The 22,326-nt window shown below is 73.0% G+C and carries 16 protein-coding genes; 7 read left to right on the top strand and 9 right to left on the bottom strand.

Features of this window, described 5'->3' with window-relative positions:
• Positions 1-438: 438 nt before the first annotated feature.
• Positions 439-870, bottom strand: coding sequence for a hypothetical protein (locus tag ABYE80_RS00185; RefSeq protein WP_372787732.1), 432 nt, complete (start codon positions 868-870; stop codon positions 439-441).
• A gap of 143 nt (positions 871-1,013) precedes the next feature.
• Between ABYE80_RS00185 and ABYE80_RS00190 the strand changes: the two genes are divergently transcribed.
• Entirely contained in the window at positions 1,014-2,825 is a 1,812-nt protein-coding gene (locus ABYE80_RS00190; protein WP_372787733.1) for an acetyl-CoA carboxylase biotin carboxylase subunit, read from the top strand.
• 62 nt (positions 2,826-2,887) lie between these two features.
• Here ABYE80_RS00190 and ABYE80_RS00195 read toward each other — a convergent pair whose 3' ends face one another.
• Together ABYE80_RS00195 and ABYE80_RS00200 are read right to left on the bottom strand one after the other, a co-directional pair.
• Positions 2,888-5,731, bottom strand: coding sequence for a LuxR C-terminal-related transcriptional regulator (locus ABYE80_RS00195; RefSeq protein WP_372787734.1), 2,844 nt, complete (start codon positions 5,729-5,731; stop codon positions 2,888-2,890).
• 81 nt (positions 5,732-5,812) lie between these two features.
• A complete protein-coding gene (locus tag ABYE80_RS00200) occupies positions 5,813-7,063 on the bottom strand; it encodes an NAD(P)/FAD-dependent oxidoreductase (protein WP_372787735.1) in 1,251 nt (416 codons plus the stop codon).
• 115 nt (positions 7,064-7,178) lie between these two features.
• On the opposite strand from ABYE80_RS00200, the gene ABYE80_RS00205 reads away from it, so the two are divergent.
• The 3 genes from ABYE80_RS00205 to ABYE80_RS00215 all read left to right on the top strand — a co-directional run bounded on the left by ABYE80_RS00205 (position 7,179) and on the right by ABYE80_RS00215 (position 9,038).
• Positions 7,179-7,628: a PaaI family thioesterase gene (locus ABYE80_RS00205; RefSeq protein ID WP_372787736.1), complete on the top strand. Its 450-nt coding sequence runs from the start codon at positions 7,179-7,181 to the stop codon at positions 7,626-7,628.
• Positions 7,625-8,116, top strand: coding sequence for an N-acetyltransferase family protein (locus ABYE80_RS00210; protein WP_372787737.1), 492 nt, complete (start codon positions 7,625-7,627; stop codon positions 8,114-8,116). Before ABYE80_RS00205 ends, ABYE80_RS00210 begins: the two co-directional genes overlap by 4 nt.
• 61 nt (positions 8,117-8,177) lie before the next feature.
• The gene (locus tag ABYE80_RS00215) at positions 8,178-9,038 is read left to right on the top strand and encodes a hypothetical protein (protein ID WP_372787738.1); all 861 of its coding nucleotides are present in this window, start codon (positions 8,178-8,180) and stop codon (positions 9,036-9,038) included.
• A 127-nt stretch (positions 9,039-9,165) separates the two neighbouring features.
• Here the strand turns inward: ABYE80_RS00215 and sucD are convergent, their stop codons facing one another.
• Both sucD and sucC read right to left on the bottom strand, forming a co-directional pair.
• Positions 9,166-10,044, bottom strand: coding sequence for a succinate--CoA ligase subunit alpha (sucD, locus tag ABYE80_RS00220; RefSeq protein ID WP_372787740.1), 879 nt, complete (start codon positions 10,042-10,044; stop codon positions 9,166-9,168).
• Positions 10,045-11,193, bottom strand: a complete 1,149-nt coding sequence (gene sucC, locus ABYE80_RS00225) for an ADP-forming succinate--CoA ligase subunit beta (RefSeq protein ID WP_372787741.1) — start codon at positions 11,191-11,193, stop codon at positions 10,045-10,047. It abuts the gene before it with no gap.
• Positions 11,194-11,309: 116 nt separating this feature from the next.
• Here sucC and ABYE80_RS00230 point away from each other — a divergent pair, with 116 nt between their 5' ends.
• The 3 genes from ABYE80_RS00230 to ABYE80_RS00240 are packed head-to-tail and all read left to right on the top strand — an operon-like array spanning position 11,310 to position 13,271.
• The gene (locus ABYE80_RS00230; RefSeq protein WP_372787742.1) at positions 11,310-11,990 is read left to right on the top strand and encodes an HAD family hydrolase; all 681 of its coding nucleotides are present in this window, start codon (positions 11,310-11,312) and stop codon (positions 11,988-11,990) included.
• Positions 11,991-12,028: 38 nt separating this feature from the next.
• Positions 12,029-12,883, top strand: coding sequence for an MBL fold metallo-hydrolase (locus ABYE80_RS00235; RefSeq protein ID WP_372787743.1), 855 nt, complete (start codon positions 12,029-12,031; stop codon positions 12,881-12,883).
• Positions 12,884-12,905: 22 nt separating this feature from the next.
• Positions 12,906-13,271, top strand: a complete 366-nt coding sequence (locus ABYE80_RS00240; RefSeq protein WP_372787744.1) for a VOC family protein — start codon at positions 12,906-12,908, stop codon at positions 13,269-13,271.
• A gap of 25 nt (positions 13,272-13,296) precedes the next feature.
• On the opposite strand, the gene ABYE80_RS00245 is transcribed toward ABYE80_RS00240, so the two are convergent.
• The 4 genes from ABYE80_RS00245 to ABYE80_RS00260 form a co-directional block, all read right to left on the bottom strand.
• Positions 13,297-18,156 (bottom strand): FG-GAP-like repeat-containing protein, encoded by a 4,860-nt coding sequence (locus tag ABYE80_RS00245; protein ID WP_372787745.1) that lies wholly within the window; start codon positions 18,154-18,156, stop codon positions 13,297-13,299.
• Positions 18,157-18,228: 72 nt separating this feature from the next.
• Positions 18,229-19,656, bottom strand: coding sequence for a hypothetical protein (locus tag ABYE80_RS00250; RefSeq protein WP_372787746.1), 1,428 nt, complete (start codon positions 19,654-19,656; stop codon positions 18,229-18,231).
• Between the two features lie 25 nt (positions 19,657-19,681).
• Positions 19,682-21,559 (bottom strand): serine/threonine-protein kinase, encoded by a 1,878-nt coding sequence (locus ABYE80_RS00255; protein WP_372787747.1) that lies wholly within the window; start codon positions 21,557-21,559, stop codon positions 19,682-19,684.
• On the bottom strand, positions 21,556-22,221 hold the full coding sequence (locus ABYE80_RS00260) for an FHA domain-containing protein (protein ID WP_372787748.1): 666 nt from the start codon (positions 22,219-22,221) through the stop codon (positions 21,556-21,558). The genes ABYE80_RS00255 and ABYE80_RS00260 overlap by 4 nt, the downstream gene beginning before the upstream one ends.
• Positions 22,222-22,326: the final 105 nt, after the last annotated feature.

Raw genomic sequence — 22,326 nt, forward strand, 5'->3', positions numbered from 1 at the left:
GCACCGAACTCGGTGGAGAGGACCACCCTATGCGTGGTTCCGTCCACCGAGTTCGCCGCGGCGGGCCCGTGAGGCCAGCGGGTCCCGTGAGCCCAGGCCCTGCGATTCGGCAGCAGTCCCTTCGGCGGGCGCAGCGCACCTCGGAGCCCTTGGGCGGGCACTGCCCGCCCCCGCGCCCGGAACGGGCACGGCCCAGGCCGAACTCGGTGGACAAGACCACCACATGCATGGTCTCGTCCACCGAGTTCGCGAATCGGGCACGGACCCGCCCCCGCCGCGCGAATCGGTCACGGACCCGCCCCTGCCGCGCGAGACGGGCATGGTCTCGTCCACCGAGTTCGCGAATCGGGCACGGACCCGCCCCCGCCGCGCTCGGGCACGGACCCGCCCCTGCCGCGCGAGACGGGCCCCACGGCCCGCCCCGCGCACCGCCGCGGACTACTCGTCGCTCAGGAGCTTGCCGGCGTAGGCCACGCCCGCCGCCGCGATCAGGCCGACGAAGAGACCGAACTTGCGGCTCACGTCGACGCCGTCCACGTCGATCCCGCCGTCCGGGACCGAGAGCACGCGGAAGACCACGAGCACGGTCGCGAGGCCGCCGAGGGCCAGCAGGAGCTGACCGGGGGGCACCGGAAGGGCGGCCGAGCGGTTCTGCGTCGCCATCACGGCCACGGCGATCGCCGCCACCGCGGTCACGAACAGCACCAGGTCGATGAACCCGAACACCTCCCAGGCGTTGCCGCTGTTCGAGGCGCTGAATCCGGCGAAGCTCGCGGACACGTCGTACCAGGGCAGGAACATCGAGATGAGGAGCAGCAGACCTGCTCCCCCGGCGATCTTGGCGCCCTGACTCAGCTGCGAAACGTCCATGGGGAATCCTCCGTCGAAGCGGGATTGATCATGCGAGCCTACTGCGACACACGGCGTCCCCGGAAGGGCGCCCCCGACGGACGGCCCCGGCCCCGCGCGCGAGGAGTCGTCGAACCCCCTTCCTCAAGTAGATTCCGCCGCCTATGTTCTCGAAGATCCTGGTCGCCAACCGAGGCGAGATCGCGATCCGCGTGTTCCGCGCGTGCAAGGAGATGGGCATCGCGTCCGTCGCCGTGTACTCGGAGACCGATCGCGATGCGCTCCACCCCAAGAAGGCCGACGAGGCCTACTTCATCGGTGAGGGCCCGGCCGCGGACAACTACCTCAACGTCGAGAAGATCCTGCAGGTCGCCAAGGAGTCCGGCGCCGAGGCGATCCACCCCGGCTACGGCTTCCTCGCCGAGAACGCCCCGTTCGCGAAGGCCTGCGAGGACGCCGGCATCGTGTTCATCGGCCCGCCCGCCTCCGCGATCGAGGCGATGGGCTCCAAGACCAAGGCGCGCGAGCTCATGCAGGCGGCCGGCGTCCCGATCGTCCCCGGCACGACCGACGCCGTCGACACCTACGAGGACGCGCTGCGCATCGCGAAGGACGAGATCGGCTTCCCGGTCGCCGTCAAGGCCGCGTCCGGCGGCGGCGGCAAGGGCTTCCGCGTCGCGCTGACCGAGGACAAGCTCAAGGACGCCTTCGAGGGCGCCAGCCGCGAGGGCGAGAAGTTCTTCAGCGACGGCACCGTCTACCTCGAGCGCTACCTGCCCGAGCCCCGCCACGTCGAGGTGCAGATCCTCGCCGACAAGCACGGCAACTGCATCCACCTCGGCGAGCGCGACTGCTCCATCCAGCGGCGCCACCAGAAGCTGATCGAGGAGTCCCCCGCGCCCGAGTGGGTCGTGGACGAGGAGATGCGCCAGCGCATCGGCAAGATCGGCATCGAGGCCGCCAAGGCGGTCGACTACGTCGGCGCCGGCACCATCGAGGGCATGCTGCAGGGAGACGAGTACTTCTTCCTCGAGATGAACACCCGCGTCCAGGTCGAGCACTGCGTGACCGAGATGACCACGGGCATCGACATCGTCAAGCAGGGCATCAAGGCCGCCGCGGGCGAGCCGCTGGACTACAAGCAGGAGGACATCGTCCTGCGCGGCCACGCGATCGAGTGCCGCATCAACGCCGAGGCCGCCGAGCGCAACTTCGCCCCCGCTGCCGGTCCGATCGGCAACTACAAGGAGCCGACCGGCCCGGGCGTGCGCGTGGACTCCGGCGTCGAGGCGTTCGGCGAGGTCTCGCCGATGTACGACCCGATGGTCTCCAAGCTCATCGTGTGGGACGCCGACCGCGAGCAGGCCACGCAGCGCATGCTGCGCGCGCTCGACGAGTACGAGATCGAGGGCCTCACCACCCTGATCCCGTTCCACAAGCGCCTGCTCGCCACCGAGGACTGGGCCAAGGGCTCGATCTGCAAGGACCTCGTCGAGGACAAGGAGTGGCTGAAGGGCTGCGCCGCCGAGACCGCCGAGCCGTTCGAGGCGCCGGAGGGTGAGGAGGTCGTCGAGACCAAGTACGCCGTGGAGGTCAGCGGCAAGCGCTTCGACGTGAAGGTCTTCGGCGCGCCGCCAGTCGGCGGGATCGCCGTCGCGGGCAACGCCGCCGCCGCGGGCCCCAAGAAGCGCGAGAAGCGCGCGTCCAAGGGCGGCGCCGGTGGAGCCGATCTGCTGGCCTCCCCGATGCAGGGCAACATGTGGAAGATCGTCGTCGAGGAGGGCGCGACGGTCGAGGAGGGCCAGCTCATCTGCATCATCGAGGCGATGAAGATGGAGAACGAGATCGTCGCCCACAAGGCCGGCACGCTCGCCAAGCTCCACATCGCCGAAGGCGACCCGATCACCGCGGGTCAGCCGATCGCCGACATCACGAGCGCCCCGGCCGAGGCGCCCGCCGAAGCCGCGGCGGAGTAGCACCCCGCCACCAGACCGCCGGGCGCACGCGGCCGCCCGGCCGCCCGTCCGGCACCTCGGCCTCACGGACTCCGCGCCGCCGACGGGAGGCGCGTAGCCGCCTCCCGCGCGAGCTCGGCCCGGTTGCGCACACCGAGCTTCCGGTAGACGTTCGACAGATGGACCTTGACGGTCGAGCGGGAGATGAACATGCGCTCGCCGATCTGCGGGTTCGTGAGCCCCTGGGCCGCATGCCGCACGACCTCCACCTCCGTCGGCGTCAGGCTCTCCCACCCGCCGGGGGGCCGCTTGCGCTCGCCGCGAGCGCGCCGCAGCCAGGCCACCGCCTCATCCGGTGTCAGCCGCTCGCCCTCGGCACTCGCCGACGCGAGGCCCGCCCGACCCAGTGCCTCCTGCACGGCCACGGCCAGGTTCGCCACCTCCGCGCGCCGTCCGCTCCACGGCACCAGCCCGAGGTCCGCCCGGGCCCGACGCGCGGCACCCAGCAGACGTGCCGCCTCGCGCCAGCTCTCCAGCCCCGCGGCGATGCCGGCAGCATCCTCGAGAGCTGAGGGCAGCTCGAGGCGGTAGCCCCCGGCGACGATCGCGTCGAGCGCGCGACGGTGCAGCCGCTGGGCCTCCGACCAATCACTCTCGCCGCACGCCAGACGGCCGAGAACGAGGAGCGCGCGAACCGCGAACCAGCCGTTCTGCAGGTCGTCAGCGAGCCCCAGGGCCTCGTCCGCACGCACCCGGGCGGCTCCGTGCTCGCCCGCGAGGCGCAGCATCTCCGCCGTGTCCAGGCACACGTCGATCACGGCATAGCGGGCCGGCCCCGGCTCGTATCCTCCGTCGTCCGCCGCTCGTGCAGCACGATCGAACGCTCCGGCCGCGCCGTCCGCGTACGCCGTCGCAGCGGTGAGCGGTGACAGCGCGAGCCCTGCCCCGAGCGCGTGCGCACGGCGGCTCGCGACGGCCAGCCCCTCCCGTGCCTCCTGCACCCGTCCGGCGTCGACGTCGATCCGGTGGAGCCAGGCGAGGCCCACGCCGGCGGAGTTGGGATCGCCCGCGCTGCGGGCCTCCTCCAGACCCCGCTCCAGGAACGTGCGAGCTTCGCCGTGCTCTCCGGCGGCGTAGTGGCTGTAGCCGAGAGCGATCCAGTGCCAGGCGATGCGCTCCACCGCCCCCACGCGCGTCGCGATGTCGAAGCATCCGTCGAGGAGCCGTCGCATCGGCTGGGGCTCGTCCCGGAAGACGTAGTGCCAGGCCAGGTTCTGGGTCGACAGGAGCACGCACCAGTCGTCCCCGCTCTCCCGGGCCAGCTCGTACGCCCGCTCGAGCGTCGGCTGCGACCGCATGGGGTCCTGGAGCAGCTGCGGCAGCCCGAGCGCACAGGACGCATGGGCCATGGCGACCGGGTCTCCGATGGCTTCACCGGCACGCAGCGCCGCCTCGGCGACCTCGGCAGCCCCGGGGAAGTTGCCGCTGGTCGCCCAGAGATACGCCCGCGCAGCCATCACGCGAGAGCGCAGCGGCTCGAGGTCGTGCCCGGCGCTCGCGTCGACGGCGAGCCGGAACGCGTCCTCCCCGGAGCCGAACCGTCCGCGCGAGTGCCACCACAGCGACAGGGCGCGACACAGACGGAGCGCCTTCTCCGGAGCGGTACGTGCCGCCCACTCGATGGCCTGCGCCAGGTTCGCCGCGTCGGGGTCGAGCCGGTCGAAGACCTCGAGCTGCCCCGGGGTGAGCATCCCCGGATGGAGACGCTCGGCGAGCTCCAGGTAGGTGTCGCGGTGACGGTCACGCGCGCCCTCGAGCTCGCCGTTCTCCACGAGTCGCTCGAAGGCGTACTGCCGGACGGTCTCGAGCAGCCGGTACCGGATGTCGCCCGCGCGCCGATCGGTCGTGACCAGGGACTTGTCCACCAGCGCGGACAGCACCTCGAGCACGTCCTCGCAGCGAACCTCGGGACCAGCTCCCACCCGTTCGGCGGCGGCGAGGGTGAACCCGTCACGAAACACGGCCAGGCGCCGGAACAGCGCTCGTTCCCGCACGGTGAGCAGCGCATGGCTCCAGTCGACGGACCCCCGGAGCGTCTGCTGGCGTGGCAGGGCGCCTCGCACGCCGCGCGAGAGCAGCCGGAAGCGATCGGAGAGCCCCTCGGCGATCTGCTCGGGAGAGAGCAGGCGCAGCCGTGCCGCCGCGAGCTCGATCGCCAGCGGCAGACCGTCCAGCTCCCGGCAGATGCGCACCACGGCCGCGGCGTCGGTCGCGCGGAGTCCGTCGACCCGTACCTTCCGACCTCGCTCGACGAACAGCCGCACGGCGTCCCACTCCACGGGCAGACGGTTCGACGGGATGGCGGTGTCGTCGGGCACGGCGAGGGAGGGCACCCGCCAGTCCGTCTCGCCGGCGATGCCCAGTGGCTCGCGGCTCGTGGCCAGGACGGTCAACTCGGGACAGGCCATCACGAGCGATCGGGCCACGTGCGCAGCCTCGGCGAGGACGTGCTCGCAGTTGTCGAGGACGACGAGCGCGCGTCTCGGCTCGAGGTAGGTGAGGGCTGCGTCGAGCGGTGTCTGCCCGGGCAGTGGCCGGACTCCGACGGCCGCGGCGAGCGCGCTGCCGACCAGGGCAGGGTCCGTCAGGGGTGCCAGCTCGACCCAGAAGCACCCACCGGGCGCGTCGTCCAGGCTGCGCTCGCACAGGGCGAGCGCGAGACGCGTCTTCCCGCATCCGCCCGTCCCGCTGAGCGTGAGCACGCGCGTGGCGGACAGCGCCCGCGAGCTCTCCAGCAGCTCGCGCTCCCGGCCGATGAACGTGGTCAGCTGTCGGGGCAGTCCCTGATGCCCCTCGGGCAGCGCGACCGACCCGGGGGCTCGGCCCACCGGCGTCGCGTCGAGACCGTCCGTTGCCCGCTCGCTCACGATCCTCCCTTCCGGCAGACCATGAGGATCGGCGTCCTGCCGCCCGGGGTCAAGCCCCGGAGGCCTCACTGATGGCGTCGTCTACCCGGTCGGCTGGAGGACGTGATCCCCCGGTGTGCGCGCCGCAGCACGCAACCGGACACGTGCGGCACGGGCCACGGGGCGGGGTGCGAGGAACTGCCGCACCCGGATCCGCCGGGATCCGAACGCCTCGAGGTGTGCCGCGGTCTTCGCGTCGTGCACGGCGGCGGAGAACAGCAGGCGCTCCAGCGGGTTGAACGCCCGACCGCTCGAGTAGCTCGTGATGAGCTGCTCGTGACCGTGGAGAGCGGCCCGGTGACGACGACGGTAGCGGCGCAGCGACCGCTCGAGCCCGCGCCCCTCGAGCAGCGCCTCCCCGACGCAGTCGGCGAGCCACTCCGCCGACTGGACGGCCCAGCCGCACCCGACACCGGGGAGCGGGTCGGCGGCGAGCGCGGCGTCGCCCACGAACGCGATCCCGCGGGCGGCTGCCGGCCGCGAGATGGTCTGCATCTCGAGCTTGCCGAAGATCGGGGTCTCCCGGGTGGCGGTGCGTGTCGCGGGTGCGTCCGGGAGGCCGGCGAAGAAGCGCGAGAACGCGGTGCCCAGGTCGCGCTTGAACTCCGGCAGCCAGTCGCGTTCCGGCATGCAGGCGAGCATCGTGAGGCCGTTGTCCGTCGGGAACTCGAAGGCGACATCGGGATCCAGGTACCACGCCCGCGCGCCGCCGGGGCGCGTCGCGATTCCGCTGAAGTACGCGTAGTAGGCGAAGCGGGCGTTGTCGATGGTGCGTGCGGGGACGTTCGCGAGCTCGGCGACACGTGAGCCCCTCCCGTCGGCGGCGACGACCAGCGCAGCGCGCAGCCGCCGACGCCGCCCGGCACGGTCGACGCACTCGACGCCGGTTCCACGCCCCTCGTCGAGACGGACCCGGTCGACGGTCTCGCCGAGCATCAGGTCCACGCCCGGGGTTTCGGCCGCGGTCCGGCGCAGCAGCGGGTCCAGCACGCTGCGGCGCAGGTTGAGCGCGGGGACCTGGTCCTCGGTGCTCCGGATCCAGCCCCACGGGGTGTGGATGTCGATGGTGCTGTCCACGGCCCCCGCTCGATGCAGGGCGGACAGCACGCCCAGCCGCTCCAACGCGGGACGTGAGCTCGACTGCAGGAAGTGCCCGCAGATCGTCTTGTAGGCATCCGGGTCGCCTCGCCGCTCGAGGAGCGCGACACGCGCTCCCCGTCGTGCGAGCCCGATGGCCGCGCAGGAGCCGGCGATGCTCGCGCCGACGATGATGGCGTCGTAGTGCTGGGTCATGCCGATGACGCTAGGTCCGCACGGCGGCGAGAACATCGGCCACATGGCGTATCTGCCGTCTCGGGATGGCCAGACTCGCGGCGGTCGCGGCCACGATGCCCTAGCGTTCCCGCCCATGGACTACGCGGCAATGGCCTCCGGCTACGAGACGATGATCCCCTTCGCGCACCACATCGGGGTGAAGATCCTCGACATCGGGCCAGGCACGGCGGTCGCTGAGCTTCCCGAGGCGGATGAGCTGAAGAACCACGTGAACTCCCAGCACGCGGGCGCGCTCTTCACCGTGGCCGAAGCCGCGTCGGGCGGCGCCTTCCTCGGTGCGTTCGCAGAGCAGCTCGCCACGTTGACCCCGCTCGCCGAGCGCGCGGAGATCGCCTACCGCAAGATCGCCCGCGGGCCGATCACGGCGACGTCGGCGCTCCGCACCCCGGTGGAGGAGGTCAACGCCGCGCTCGATACCGACGGCAAGGCGCGGTTCGAGGTCGGGGTGGACCTGACGGACGCGCAGGGCGTCGTGGTCGCGGAGGTCACCGTGCACTGGTACGTCCGGCGCAATCCGTCGTGAGTGCTCCCTCGGTCCGGCTCGCCGATGCGCGGGACGCCGAGGCCGTCGCAGGTCTGCTCGTGGCGTTCCGCGACCACCTCGGTGCGGACTGGCCGTCGGACAACGCGTTCCTCGCGGGCGTCGAGCGCCTCATGGACGACCGCGAGACCGACTTCCTCCTGGGCTTCCTCGACCCGGACGGCCCCCCGGTGGGCATCGTGCAGCTGCGGCACCGCTACGGCGTCTGGCGGGCGGGCGGCGACTGCCTGGTGGAGGACGTCTTCGTGACGGCCGAAGCTCGCGGCAGCGGCCTGGGACGGACCCTGGTCGAGGCCGCGATGCAGCGGGCGCGCGAGCGCGGCGCCCGGCGCATGGAGCTCGACGTCAACGAGCGCAACGAGGCGGCCCTCGCGCTCTACGGGTCGTTCGGCTTCAGTGCCACCGACAATCCCTACGGCGCCCGTGACCTCTACCTGCGCGTCCACCTGGACGCCGGACCGGACGCCTGATCCTCGGCCCCGACGTGGCGACCGTGCCGGACCTCTCCCTCATCCGCCGAGCACCAGCGCGATGACGGGTCCTGCCACACCCGGTCCGCCCAGCGTCGAGCAGTCCCTCGCCCGGTTGCAGGAACTGCGGCTGCGGGCGCAGGAGCTTCTGCAGGGCGGCACCGGCGGCGCCTCGTCCGGATCCCCCGCCCGCCTTGCCGAGCCCGCGCGGGTCGACGCCCCCGCCCGTCCCGCCATCCCGATCCGCCCGCCTCTGGCCCCCGCCGCGACCGCTCCCTCGCGCGCGGTCACGTCCGCCCCCGAGCCCGCGACCGAGGACCTCGCGGAGCAGGTCCGCTCGGCCCGTGACGCGCTGGCGGCGCTTCGCCAGGAGGTCGCGCAGGAGCGCCGGCACCACGCCGACGAGGCGGCGCGACTGCGCGAGGAGCGTGACCGGGCGCTCGCGCAGGTCCGCGCGCTCGAAGCGGCCGTCGAGCAGCTCGCCACGGACATCGAGACGGTGCTCGGCGACCTCGACGATGCCAACGCCCGGATCGATGCGATGGCGGCCGACCACGCGGACGAGCTGGCTCGCGTCCGCGTCGACCAGCTGGACGCCGCAACGCGGTTCGCCACCGAGGCCGATCGTCTGGCCGACCTGCTCGCGCGCCTGGAACACGGCGACCGGCAGCCGGCACGCTCGGAACGGGACCCCGGCCCAAGGGCCCAGCGGTCCGACGCACCCGGCGACTCCTCCAGCAGCGAGGCCCCGGATGCACCCGGCGCCCCCGCCCACGCGCAGGCCCCCGCCCACGCGCAAGCCCCCGACGCCACCGACCGCGCCGCCGCGGCACGCCGCGCCGATCCCGTGGCACCGCTGGAGGAGATCGTCGCGCGGATCGAGCGGTTGAAGGCCCAGCTCCGCGGCCCGCGCGAGGAGTAGGCGGGGGCGGCAACGCCGCTCACGTGCGACGGCAGGAGTCCGCGGCACGCCGCAACGACGAGCGCCCCGGGGACCGGGGCGCTCGTGCACGACGTGGAAGGTACGCGCCGAGGGCGCGTGTGCCCGGTCAGGCGCCGAGGATCTCCATCGCGATCTTCGCGACCTGCGTGGGGGTGCGACCGACGCGCACGCCCTTGCCCTCGAGCGCCTCGGCCTTCGCCGCGGCGGTGCCGGCCGAGCCGGAGACGATCGCCCCGGCGTGGCCCATCTGCTTGCCGGCGGGGGCCGTGAAGCCCGCGATGTACCCGACGACGGGCTTGGAGACGTTGGCCGCGATGTACTCGGCGGCCTCCTCCTCGGCGGAGCCGCCGATCTCGCCGGAGAGCACGATCAGCTCGGTCTGCTCGTCCTGCTCGAAGAGCTCGATGATGTCGACGAACGAGGAGCCCGGGACGGGGTCGCCGCCGATGCCCACGATCGAGCTGTTGCCGAAGCCGGCCTGGGCCAACTCGTTGCCGATCTGGTAGGTGAGCGTGCCGGAGCGGGACACCACGCCGACGTTGCCCTCCTTGAAGAACGACGCCGGGATGATGCCGACGTTGGCCTTGCCTGGCGACAGGATGCCCGGGCAGTTGGGCCCGACGACCCGCGTGTTCGGGTGGTCGCGCTTGATCGTGTTGTAGAGCTTGAGCTCGTCGTGGGCGGGGATGCCCTCGGTGATGATCACCACGAGCTCGCACCCGGCCTGAGCGGCCTCGAGCGCCGACTGCGCCGCGAAGGGCGGCGGCACGAAGATCATCGCGGTGTTGGCACCGGACTCGGCGACGCAGGTCTGCCAGTCCGCGAACACCGGGATGCCCTCGACGTTCTCCCCGGCCTTCTTGGGGTTGATGCCGCCGACGACGTTCGTGCCGTACGACCGGTTGTTCAGCGTGTGGAACGAGCCCTCGCGGCCCGTGATGCCGGCGACGGCCAGCTTCGTGTCGTTCCCGACCAGGATGGACATCTAGTTGCTCCCCTTCGCCAGCGCGACGACCTGCTCGGCCGCCCCGTCCATCGTCGTGGCAGCGTGCACGTTGGGCAGCGCCGCTTCCTCCAGGATCTTGCGGCCCGCGACGTCGTTGGTGCCGTCGAGGCGGACCACGAACGGCACGGACGGCTTGAGGTCCGCGAACGCGGCGACCAGGCCGTTGGCGACCTCGTCGCAGCGGGTGATGCCGCCGAAGATGTTCAGCAGGACGGCCTTGACCTGGTCGTTGGCCAGGATCAGCTCGATCGCCTGCTTGACCTTCGCGGCGTCCGATCCGCCGCCCGCGTCCAGGAAGTTCGCGGGGCTGCCGCCGTACTGCGCGACCACGTCGAGCGTGGACATGACGAGGCCGGCCCCGTTGCCCATGATGCCGATGTCGCCGTCGAGCTTGACGTACGTGACGCCCTGCTCCTTGGCCTGCAGTTCGATCGGATCGGCGTTGGCCGAGTCGCCGAGGTCGGCGTTCTCGGGATGCCGGAAGAGCGCGTTGCCGTCGAGCGTGACCTTCGCGTCGAGCGCCTTGACCTTGCGGTCGGGGGTGACGATCAGCGGGTTGATCTCGGTGAGGCTCGCGTCCTCCTCGATCCAGACCTCGTAGAGGGCGACGAGCGCGTCGGCGACGCCCTCGACGACGTCCTCGTCGGCGCCGCCCTTCTTGGCGATGTCGAGCGCCTGCTCGCGCGTGAGGCCCACGAGCGGGTCGACGTTCTCCTTGATCAGCTTCTCCGGCGTCTCCTCGGCGACCTGCTCGATGTCGACGCCGCCCTCGACGCTGAACATGACCAGCGGCTTCTTCGCGGAGCGGTCCAGCAGGACGGAGGCGTAGTACTCGGTCGCGATGTCCGAGGCGTGCTCGATCCACAGGGTGCGGACGATGTGGCCCTTGATGTCGAGGCCGAGGATGTTCGTCGCGTGCTCGCGCGCCTCGTCCTCGTTCGAGGCGAGCTTGACCCCGCCGGCCTTGCCGCGCCCACCGATGAGCACCTGCGCCTTGACCACGACCGGATACCCGATCTCGTTGGCGGCGGCGACAGCGTCGTCGACGGTGGTCACGGCCTTGCCGTCCGAGACGGCGAGCCCGTGGCGCCCGAAGAGCTGCTTGCCCTGATATTCGAGGAGGTCCATAGCGCGGGCGATGCTATAGGCCGCCCGCGGACCGTGCTGTGCGCTGGCCGCGCGCGTACCCGACACCCGGCGGGAGACCGCGAGTATCCGATGCAACGTGGCAGAATGCCCCGCCTATGGCCCTCCCAGCAAAGATCCAGTGGATCACCTTCGACGTCTACGGCACACTGATCGACTGGGAGAAGGGGATCTACGACGCCTTTCGCAAAGAAGCGGCTCGCGAGGGCTTCACGATCGACTCTCCGGACGAGATCATCCCGCTCTTCCACGAGATCTCGAGGGACGTCGAGAGCGGCTCCTACGAGCTGTACGCCGAGGTCCTGCGCCGGACCGCCGTCGAGATCGCCAAGAAGATCGGCTGGCCGCTGGAGCCGTCGCGCTCCGGCTTCCTGCCGGACTCGGTCGAGCGCTGGACCGCGTTCCGCGAGACCAACGCGCAGCTGAACAAGTTCCGCAAGAAGTACTCGACCGGGCTGATCTCCAACATCGACGACAAGCTGCTCGGTCAGACCCGCCGCCACATCCCGGGCGACTTCGACCTCGTCGTCACCGCACAGCAGGTGCGCTCCTACAAGCCCGACCCCGCGCACTTCACGGAGTTCGCCCGCCGGATCGGCGGCAAGAAGGGCTGGGTCCACATCGCCTCCAGCCACTACCACGACGTCGAGCCGTGCCTGAAGGCGAAGGTCCCGGTCATCTGGGTCAACCGCAACAAGGAGCCGCTGGAGTCGGGCATGAAGAAGCCGACGGCCGAGGTCAAGTCGCTGCTCGAGGCCGCCAAGCTGCTCGGCTGCTGAGCCGGCACGATCGACGACCGCGAGCGTAGGGAGCGAGCGTGCGCGTCGTCAGCCTGCACCCGGACGTGCTCGTCGCCACCTCGGCGGCGTGGCAGACGACCTGCACGATCGTCCGCGGCGCGTTCGAGGACGCGCAGGACGGGGACCCGGAGCGCAGCGCGGAGGCGTTCGTCATCGACTCGCCGGTCTTCCCGAGCGAGCTCGATCTCCTCCCCACCCTGCTCGCCCAGGCGGGCTTCCCCCTGACCGGACTCCTCGCCACCCACGGTGACTGGGACCACCTGCTGGGTCGCCTGGCGTTCCCGGACGCTCCGCTCGGGTGCGCGGAGACCACTGCGGCGCGCCTGGCCGCCGAGCCCGGGGACGCCACCCGTGCCCTGCGCGAGTTCGACGACGAGCACTACGTGGACCGGTCGCTCGGCACGTCGGCCTCCACGCTGCGGCTCGGCGAGCTCCAGGCGCTCCCGGTGCCCGGTCACCTCGAGGTCGGGGACCGCGAGGTGGAACTGCACCCGACCGGCGGCCACACGGCGGACGGCATGGCGGTCTGGATCTCGTGGGCGCGGGTCCTCGTGTGCGGGGATCACCTGTCGCCGGTCGAGATCCCGATGCTGTCGGACGGCGGCGGGATCACCGAGTACCGCGCCACGCTGCAGCGCCTCGCTCCCCTGGTGGAGCGCGCCGACCACGTCGTGCCCGGCCACGGCGCCGTCCTCGACGCGCAGCGGGCGCGGGCCATCCTGCGCGAGGACGACGCGTACCTCGAGGCTCTGGCGAGCGACCCCGATACGGCCGCGACCAAGCTGCCGCTGGCGCGTCGCGGGCCGGCACAGCTGAGGATCCACGCCGAGAACGTCGCGCGCGTGAGCGGGTCGGAGGTGCGCGCGAGATGAGCGGGACCGGGGTGCTCGCGGCGTGATCCAGCACGTCGGCCTCGAGATCCGGGCGGAGAAAGCGGACGCCGAGGTCGCGTTCTGGGGCTTGCTCGGGTTCGCCGAGGTCGCGCCGCCCGAGCCCTCGCTCGGTGAGCGCTCCCGGTGGGTGGAGGACGCGGCCGGGTTCCAGATCCATCTGCTGTGGTCGGACTCCCCGGCCGTACCCGACACCGGGCACGTCGCCGTGGTCGCCGGGTGGCGCTTCGACGAGATCGTGGCGGCGCTGCGCGCCGCGGGTCACGAGGCGGCGCCGAGACAGGAGTACTGGGGTTCGCCGCGCACCCAGGTCGTGTCCCCCGCGGGCCACCGCGTCGAGGTGATGGCCACGCCGCCGCGGCGGGACTGAGCCGGACGCCGGGACCACGGTGCCTCTAGCGGCCCCGCCCCCTCGAGAGCACGGAGTACGGCAGGAAGCGCGTCCGCGGGCGCGCCACGGCGCGGAACCGCACGCGCACCGCGGGCCCGAGGCGACCGCCGTCCCCGAACGCCCGCACGAGGACCGACCCGCTCTGGGTCGGTGACGAGCGCAGCCGGAGGGTGCGGCGGCGCGTGATGACCGAGCGGGCCAGACCGCCGCGTTCGCGCAGGACGACGACGTGCCGGGACGCGCTCCCGCGCCAGCGGACGACGAGCGTCGAGGCCCGCCGCGTGACGCGCACGCCCGACGGGCGTCGCAGCAGCGGCCGGCGCATGAGGATGCGAGCGACGACACGATCCTCTCCCGGCACCGTGATGCCGTTCAGCGCGGGGCGGGCGAGGATGCGGTGGACCTTGCCGTCCTGCGGGAGGGCGATCGGCACGGTGCCGCGACCGCCGCCCCGGACCTCGGCGAGGATGCGGCCGCCGTCGAGGAACGTGACGGTCTGACCGGGGCGGCGGCGGATCGCGTACCGCAGCGCCGTCCGGCGGGTGCCGGCCTGCGCGGCGCTCGCCGTCGGGCGCGGCAGCGACCTGTCGTCGATCTCGGCGGTCACGCCCGCTGCGCCGGGGTCGAGCGCCGTCGCGATCCGGCTGAACGTGGCCGAGTTCGGCAGCCGCTCGATCCGGTACGTGCCCGCAACCGGGTCCTGCAGGCCGACCACGGTGATCTTGTGGCGGGCGGAGCGCATGATGCGGATCCGGCGGCCGGCCACGTGGTTGGCATTCGCGGGCAACTCCGCCGTCTCGCCGTCCGGTCCGACGACGCGCACGATCGGCGCGGTGTCCTCGCCCCGCAACTCGATCGCCTGGCTCCGTCCGGCCTCGGCGACGGTCACCGGGTAGGTCTGAGCGGCTTGAGCAGCGCGACCGCGAACGTTCTCCTCGGTGAAGCGCGTCCACTTGCAGCCGTCCAGCGGCCACAGGAACACCTTGTCCGGCCACTGGATGCCGCCGCCCATCTGGAGGGGGCCGACCTTGACGCAACTGCCGAGCCCGACGTTCGAGAACACACCGATCCCGCCCCCGCACACCGTGTCGACGATGCACGCCTCGGCACTGCCGACCACGTTGAAGCGTCCGTTCTCGAAGTTCAGCGCGCCCTGGACATCGGCCTTGATCTGGACGACCCCCAGGAAGTCCAGCGGGTCGCCGTTCTCCTTCGCCAGCTGTGCGCCGAAGCCGATCGCCGCCGGATAGGCGTAGATGAAGCCCGCGTTGACGAGCCGGACGTTGCCGAACAGCGGGATCTGGACGCCGAGCGCGCCGCCGACCCCGAACACCGGGTCGACGTAGTCGCCACCGAACCCCTTGGGCACGATCGGCAGGTCCCCCGGCTCGAATCGGAAGGGCGCCCCGGAGGACGGGAACGCCGCGAGGATCCTGCCGTCGAGCGTGAAGATCTTGACGCCGCTCAGTGTCGCGTTCCCGCGCAGCACCGACGGAGCCACCTGGAAGTTCATCCCGATGCTCTCCAGGAGGATGCCGGGACCGACCGGCAGGCCGGGCGCCGGGAAGTCGTACTCGCCACCGGCGCTCTTGAAGCGCCCGTTCTTGAAGCAGATCCCGTTGCGAGGCGGCGGCGTCAGGCGCAGGCCGAGGTCGGCGGCGAGGCTCAGCAGCAGGTCTCCGGCCATGGTCCACAGCGGGCCGGTGCCGAGCGCGTCGAGGTTGCACTGCAGTCCGGCCGGCTCGTCGGGGCGGAACTCGACCGCGCCCTGCCGGATCGGCCACAGCCCGGCCCGCACCGGCCCGAGCGTCCCCTTGAGCGGCAACTGGGCGAGCGCCCGATCGTTGTCGGCCTGCAGCTCGACGTCGATCGACGGCTCCCCGCCGTTCCCTTCGAGGTTGAGGCTGCTCCCGGTCAGGCTCACGTATCCCGCGATGCGTGAGATGCGCCGGTCGGCCAGGCGCACGAACGTGACCCGGGCTTGGGGCGCCACGGGGAACCCGCCCAGGCGCGGAGCGCGCACGTCGCCCTCCCCGACGCTCGTCTCACCCAGGTTCACCTCGCCGACATCGACCTCGCCGCGCGTCTCGGCGACGTTCAGGACGAGCGAACCGGGCTTGCGCACGAGCGCGGTCTCGAGCCGTACCGCGGCGTTCTCGGCGATGACGTACCGCATCACGGAGGAGAGCACGATGTCCGTGCCGGATCGTGGATAGAAGTCCAGGCCGTTGATCCGGACCGGTCGGTCCGACGTGTAGAACTCCCCGAGGTCGAGTGCCGCCTCGAGATCGATGGACTTCGTCGTCGCGGTCTGGCTCGCTCGCGCCGTCCCGCCGGCGATGACGCCACCGAGGTAGCGCTGCAGCTCGGCGTCCTGCGCGACGGCCCGGCGGAACGCATCGATGACGCGGGGGGACAGCGTCGCCCGCGACGCGACCTTGGTCAGGCACCCCTGGGCCTCGACGAGTCCGAACACGACCCGCTGGTTGCAGCCCGCGGGCGGGCCGCCGTTCTCCGTCAGGTCCGCCCGCAGGCCGCCACCGTCGCAGAACGCGAAGTCCGCGTACCGCGACGTGCGCAGCTGAGCGGCGCGGGCACGTGACGCCTGCCCGCGGACGGGTGGGGCGGTGGCGGTCGCGGTGTCGCTCGTGCCCGTCCGTCCGTCGCCGACCAGCAGGACCCTTCGGTCGGCGGGCAGGTTGCCGAGGGTCGTCGTCAGCCGTGGCTGGTCGCCGCAGTGCACGTCCGGCCTGCCGTCGCCGGTGAGATCCCACCGATACCCGCTGACGTTGCTCGAGGCGCTCGCGTCGAACACGACACGGCTGCCCGAGACGACGGGCCGCGAGATGACGGCGGTCGGCGCCGAGACGACGGTCGCGGGCGGCTCCGGGGCCGGCGACGGCGCGGGCGCTGGGGACGGCGCGGGCTGTGGGGTCGGCGTGGGCGTCGGTGTCTCGCAGGCGCCGGTGGCGGCGTCGTGGATCGCGCTGACCTCGGCCGCGCTCAACGCCCGCGTGAAGATCTGCGCCTCGTCGATCCCGCCCTTCAGCGGGTTGAAGATGGTCGTGTCGTACGGCGAGGCACCGAACGCCACAGGAGCCGTCGCGGTCGCCGGGGCCGCGCCGCCGATCGTGGCGGCTCCGACCTCGCGGCCGTCACGGAAGAAGCGCACGGTGCTGCCGCTGCGCACCACGGCGAGGTGGTACCACGTGTCCTGCTGCCAGCTGAGCGCCTCGGACGTCACCACCGTGGAAGCGTCGCTGCGTGGCCCTCCGGCGAACGCCAGCGGCGCGGACTGGGCGGTGCGCGGGCTGTCGCCCTCGATCCAGAACGCGAACGTGACCTGGCTGTCCGTCGCGTCGGGCTTGGCCACGATCACGCGGTCCCCGCCGACGCCGTAGGGGTCGGCGGCGCCGAAGTTCAGGTCGTCGATCTGCACCCATGCGTCGAGCGTCAGGTCCCCGGTGATGCCCAGGTCGGGCCGGTCGGGCACGTGGAGGTAGTCGTCGGAGCCCGCCAGGGAGAACGCCTGTCCGACCCGGCCCGCCCGATACCCCCCGCCGTTCTCGAGCGACCCGTCGTGCCCGCCCACGCTGTCGCGTGCGTTGCCCTCCCCGCGCCAGAGCGCGATGCGATCGGCGGTCGGCGGTGTGCACCCCGTCGCCGGAGCCGGTACGGGCGCCGGGTCGGTGTCTGCCCGGCTCATCCGCACCGTCACCGTGTGCGCCCCCTGGTTGGGGATCGCGAGATCGACACGGCCGTCGGCGTCGAAGTCGGCCGCCGCCGGGACCAGCGGCCCCTTGGCGGTGGGCAGCGGCGAGAACGCGGCCTGCGCGAACGCCCCGCCGCCCGTGCCGTGGAGCAGCGTCACGCGGTTGCCCGTGAACGCGGTCGCGGCCAGGTCGGGGCGACCGTCCGCGTCGAAGTCCGCCATCGCCACTCCGTGGGCCGCGTCGCCGACCGGATGCGGCGAAGCCGGTGCGGGGGCGAATCCGCCGGACGCCTGGCGCAGCAGCACGGTCACGTCGTCGGAGACCTCGCCGGTCACCGCCAGGTCCGGGCGCCCGTCGCCGTCGAGGTCACCCGCCACGAGGCCGACCGGCGCGTCGCCGGCCGTCGGCGGCGGACCGGCCTCGGCGACGAACGCGTCGTTCGTCGCCGTGCGCAGGAGGACCGTGACGTCGTCGCTCCCGCGGTTGGCCGCCGCGATGTCGAGGCGTCCGTCGCCGTCGAAGTCGGCCAGCGCCACGTGCCTCGGGTTGACGCCGACCGGCACCGGTGAGCTCGGCTCCTCCGCGAAGCCGGCGTTGTCGGCGGTGCGCAGCAGCACGGTGACGGTGCCCGACGCGGAGCCGGTCGTCACCAGATCGACCCGGCCGTCGCCGTTGACGTCACCGGTCGCCACGGCGTGCGGACTCGTCCCGACCGCCAGCGGCGCGCCCTCCGCGACGAACCCCGCGTTGTCGGCCCGGCGCAGCAGCACGGAGACGGTGCTCGACGCGGCGTTGGCGACCACGAGGTCCAGGCGACCGTCACCGTCGAGGTCCGCGGCAGCCAGCGCGCCCGGGCGCTGGCCGACGGTGATCGGATCCTCCGCCGTGAACCCACCGAGCGGCTGCCGCAGCAGGATCGACACGGTCCCGTCGGGCGAGGCGGACGACTCGTTGGCCACCGCGAGGTCCGGGCGGCCATCGCCGTTGAAGTCCGCCGCGGTGACCCACCGCGGCTCTGTCCCGACGGCGATCGGGCTGCCAGGCTCCTGCACCAGTCCCGCGTCTGCCGCGCCGGGGATGACAGCCGACGTGCAGAGGACGACCAGCACGGTACGCATCCTGCGCACCCAGATGGGACTCGCGACGGACACGGACCGAGTCTCGGTCGCACCCGGGGCCGCGGGAAGGAACCCCAGGGCTGAAGTCGGGTGACCCTCGACAGGTCAGCGGTCCAGGTCGACGGAATCCGCCGTCACCCGGAACCGGGTCTCGAGGCTTCGCCCCCCGGGATTGCGCCAGCCGAGCGTGAGATCGGCCTCGCCCTTGGCGGTGAACCGGACCGGGCGACCGCCCGGGTCCACGCCGGGGACGACGACCCGCGCGCGTCGCCGCTGCCCGTCGAACACGTCCACGGCCACCGCTGCCGGCAGGAGGACCACGGCCACCGTCACGGTGGCTCCTCCCCGCACGTCGAGACGCAGTTCGTCCAGCCGCCGGCCGCGCCGCGCGACCGCGGCCTCGGCACCCGTGAGCCGCGTGGGCGCTGGGAGCCGGCGCCCCAGGACGACGTCGACGCGCAGCAGCAGCTCCTCGTCGCGGCCGGCGACCGCCACCTGGTCGGGTGCCCGGGACTCGGCTCGCAGCGGACCGATGAAGCGCCAGGTCCTGGCCGCGGCCACGGCGGTGCGCAGGCCGGCGGCCGCCCTCGGGGCCAGCTCGAGGCCGACGCGGTCCCCCCGGCGCACGGGCAGGGCCGTCCGGAACGTCCGCACCGTGCCATCGACGGTCTCGGGGTCGCTCCCGCCGACCACGGCGAACCTCCCCGTCCCGCGTGGCCGCACGACCCGCAGGGCGACCTCGCCGCGGGCCGCACGCACGTGCCAGGCGACGAGGACCCCGTCCCGGGGCACGACGACGGCGCGGCCCGGCAGCGCGCGCTGCACGAGCGTGCACGCCGGCGACCGTCCGCTCGGCGGCTCGCCGTCGCAGTCGGCGGTCGCCGCGGGACCGGCCGCGAGGCTCGACCCGAGGGCGAGCGCCCCGGGGGTGCCCGCGGGCGCAGGTGCCTGGTCGCTGCGCGCGGCGTCACCACCGCCGGGGCCGACCGCGAGCCAGAGCGCGACGACAGCCAGAACGGCCGCCCCCGCGATCAGCGTCGCGACGCGCCCGCGCACCGGCCGCTGCGGTCGTCGGACCACGCCCGAGAGCTCCCCGAGGCGCTCGAGCGCGCGAACGTCGTCGATGGCCGTGGCGCCCGCGGGCGCGAGGCCGAAGCCGGTGATGAGCACGCGGTCGGCACCATCGACCACGAGCGACACCTCGTCCTCGAGCGCCCCGTGCACGGTCCCGGTCGCCACCAGCGTCGCGCGCACCTCGTCGAGCCAGCCCTGGGGATCGGCGCCGTCCGCGATGCGCCGCTGCAGGGTGCTGGCCCCCGGGACGTGGCGGGTGGCGATGTAGAACCGGTCGTCGGACATCCCGGCCACGAACAGCGAGACGACGTGAGGGTGCTCGGGCCAGGCCTCCGCCCGGAACCGGGGCGCCCGGGGATCGTGCGGGGCAAGGACCGTGAGGGTCACCGGGCGGTCCAGGTCGAGCTGCACGGCGTCGTAGATCGCGGTCCCGGTCGTGCTGCGCGCGACCTCGCGCACGATCCGGTATCCCTCGATCCGAGGCTCAGTCGTAGAAGAAGAGCTCGCTCGCATTGCCCTCCATGTAGTGCGAGATCACGCGTTCGCTCTCGAGCCCCATCCACTCCATCGAGACGGAGAACTGCTCGCGGTCGTCGTCGGCCACCGCGGTGAAGTCGACGAACCGCCCCTCGCCGACGAGCCCCGGCACGTCCATGCGTGCGACGCGGCGACCGCCGCGCCGCAGGTCGAGCGCGTAGCGGTCGCCGATCCGGACCACCTCCAGGCGTACCGTCACGCCGTTGTCCATCCGGATGACACGTCGCAGGACGACGTCGCCGTCCGCCAGGCGCTCGGCCGCTGCGCCGCTGACCTGCCGCGGGAGCCGCTGCTCGCCGCCCGGGACGTAGTCGACGCGCAGGAGCAGCTCGCCCGCGGGGCCGGGAGCGGATGGCCGTACGTCGCCGCGCAGCGGCGGCGACCACGTCGCGGTCCGGCCCGCCGCCGAAGGCCGCAGACCGACCGCCGAGCCACCCACGACCACCAGCGCGAGCCGGTCCCCGGCCTCCACCGGCAGGTCCGTCGCGAACAGGTGCGGTGCGCCGTCGTTGACGAACTCGCTGCGCGAGCGCCCGGTCTGGAACGAGCCCGTGTCCCGGCGGCGCAGGACGGACAGCGCGAACTCGCCGCGGGCCGATCGGACCCCCCAGCGGCGCACGACGCCGGCGCGCGGAACGACGAGCGTCGTGTCCGAGAGCCGGTCCTGGAGGATCGTGCACGCCGGCGAGGTGCCCGTCGGTGCGCGTCCACGGCAGTCCCGCCGTTCCCCGGGCCCGGCGAGATCGGATCCGAGCAATCGGGCACCGGGCAGCGCGGCGACGCTCGCCGGGTCCGGTCGGGGGTCATCGCCGCTCAGGGCGGCCACGGTGCCCCCGCCGAGGATCACGCCGAGGAGCGCCGCGACGACGGTGGTCGGTGGGCGACGACCACGTCCGCGGGCCGGCCGACGCTCGCCGTCGACCGCCGCTCCCGGGTCCGTGACGTCGGCGCCCGCGCCGTCGCGTCGCGGCGGGTCCGGCGGGCCGAGACCGAGCGCGCCGTGCTCGCCGAGGATCCGCCGCACCTCGGCGACGAGCGTCGCCGCCGTCGTGGGTCGCTGCGCGGGAGCCTTGGACAGCGCGGCGACGAACACCTCGTCGAGCTCCGCTGGGAGCTCGGGGCGTCGGGCGGAGATCCTCGGCGGGGGCTCGTTGGTGTGCGCGTACAGCAGCGCGGCGTGCGTCGCTCGCGGGAACACGGGCGTCCCGGACAGGCACTCGTAGAGCATGGCGGCGAAGGCGTAGCGGTCCGAGGCGGCGGTCGCCGGCTCCCCGCGGATCACCTCGGGGGCGAGGTAGGCGATCGTGCCGAGCAGGCTGCCGGTCACGGTGGGGCCTGCGGTGTCCCCGATCTTCGTGAGGCCGAAGTCCGCCAGGTAGGCGTGGTCACCAGGACCGACGAGCACGTTGGTCGGCTTGACGTCGCGGTGCACCAGGCCGGCGGCGTGTGCGGCGTCGAGTGCCGCCGCCACCTCCTCGTGGAGGCGCAGCGTGAGGTCGACCGTCAGCACCCCGCGATCCCGCAGCGCGGCGAGCGTCGCGCCCGGGACGAGCTGCATCGCGAGGTAGAGACCGTGGTCGGATGCCCCGGCCTCGTAGACCGTGACCACGTGCGGGTGGTCGAGGGCGGCCTGCGCGCGACCCTCCCGGCGGAACCGCTCGACGAAGGCGGGATCGCTCGCGAGGTCTCCGCTCAGGAGCTTGAGGGCCACGGTGCGGCCGTGCGTCTCGTGCGTGGCTTCGTGAACGACCGCCATCCCTCCGCGCCCCAGGACCCGGCCCAGCCGGTAGGGGCCTACCAGCGCGCCGGTGCGGTCCTCGGTCATCGCGGCATGAGGTCCCGGGTGGTCACGATCCCGGCCTCGAGCGCCCGGCGCGCGAGATGCGCCCGCTTGCGGTTCTGCGGAAGATCGCCCACCGCGAGCTTCGCCGACAGCGAGCGGAGGTGCGACTTCACGCCGCTGAGCGACAGCACCAGCTCTGCGGCGATCTCGCGATTGCTCGCGGGGCCGGCCGACGTGTCGGGACCGAGCAGGGGACGGCACAGCGCGACGAGCACGCGCCGCTCGGCCTCGGTGAGGCGTGCGGCGGACGCCCTGCTGGTCGCCAGCGTGCTGTCCGCGGTGACCGGCGGCGGGCATCGGAAGAGGATCGCGGTCCCGCCGACCCGCAGCATGTCGTCGTCCACCAGCCGCTGACGATGCAGCACGCGCTCCCCGCCCACGAACGAGCCGTTGCGTGACAGCCCATCGTCCCGCAGCGCCCAGGTGCCGCCGATGTGCTCGAGCACCGCATGCACGCGCGAGACCTGCTGATCCCCGTCGATCACGACGTCGTTGTCCGTGGCCCGGCCGATCGTCACCTGCTGCGCGTCGGTGATCGGGACGATCCGCAGGTCGCCGAACCCGTCTCGGTAGGCCAGGAAGGGGTAGCCCTCGTGCTCGGCCGTCACCAGGGCGGCACGCTCGCTAGGAGAGAGCGAATGCACCGGAAACCCCATACGCAGTGAGCGTAGCGCGGGATCGGGCGCCCGACACGCGGGTCATCGTCTCGACCGGTCGCGTTCGTCGGCGGGCGGGCCGGCCGCACGGCA

Source organism: Paraconexibacter sp., assembly GCF_041602235.1.
Classification (GTDB): domain Bacteria; phylum Actinomycetota; class Thermoleophilia; order Solirubrobacterales; family Solirubrobacteraceae; genus Paraconexibacter.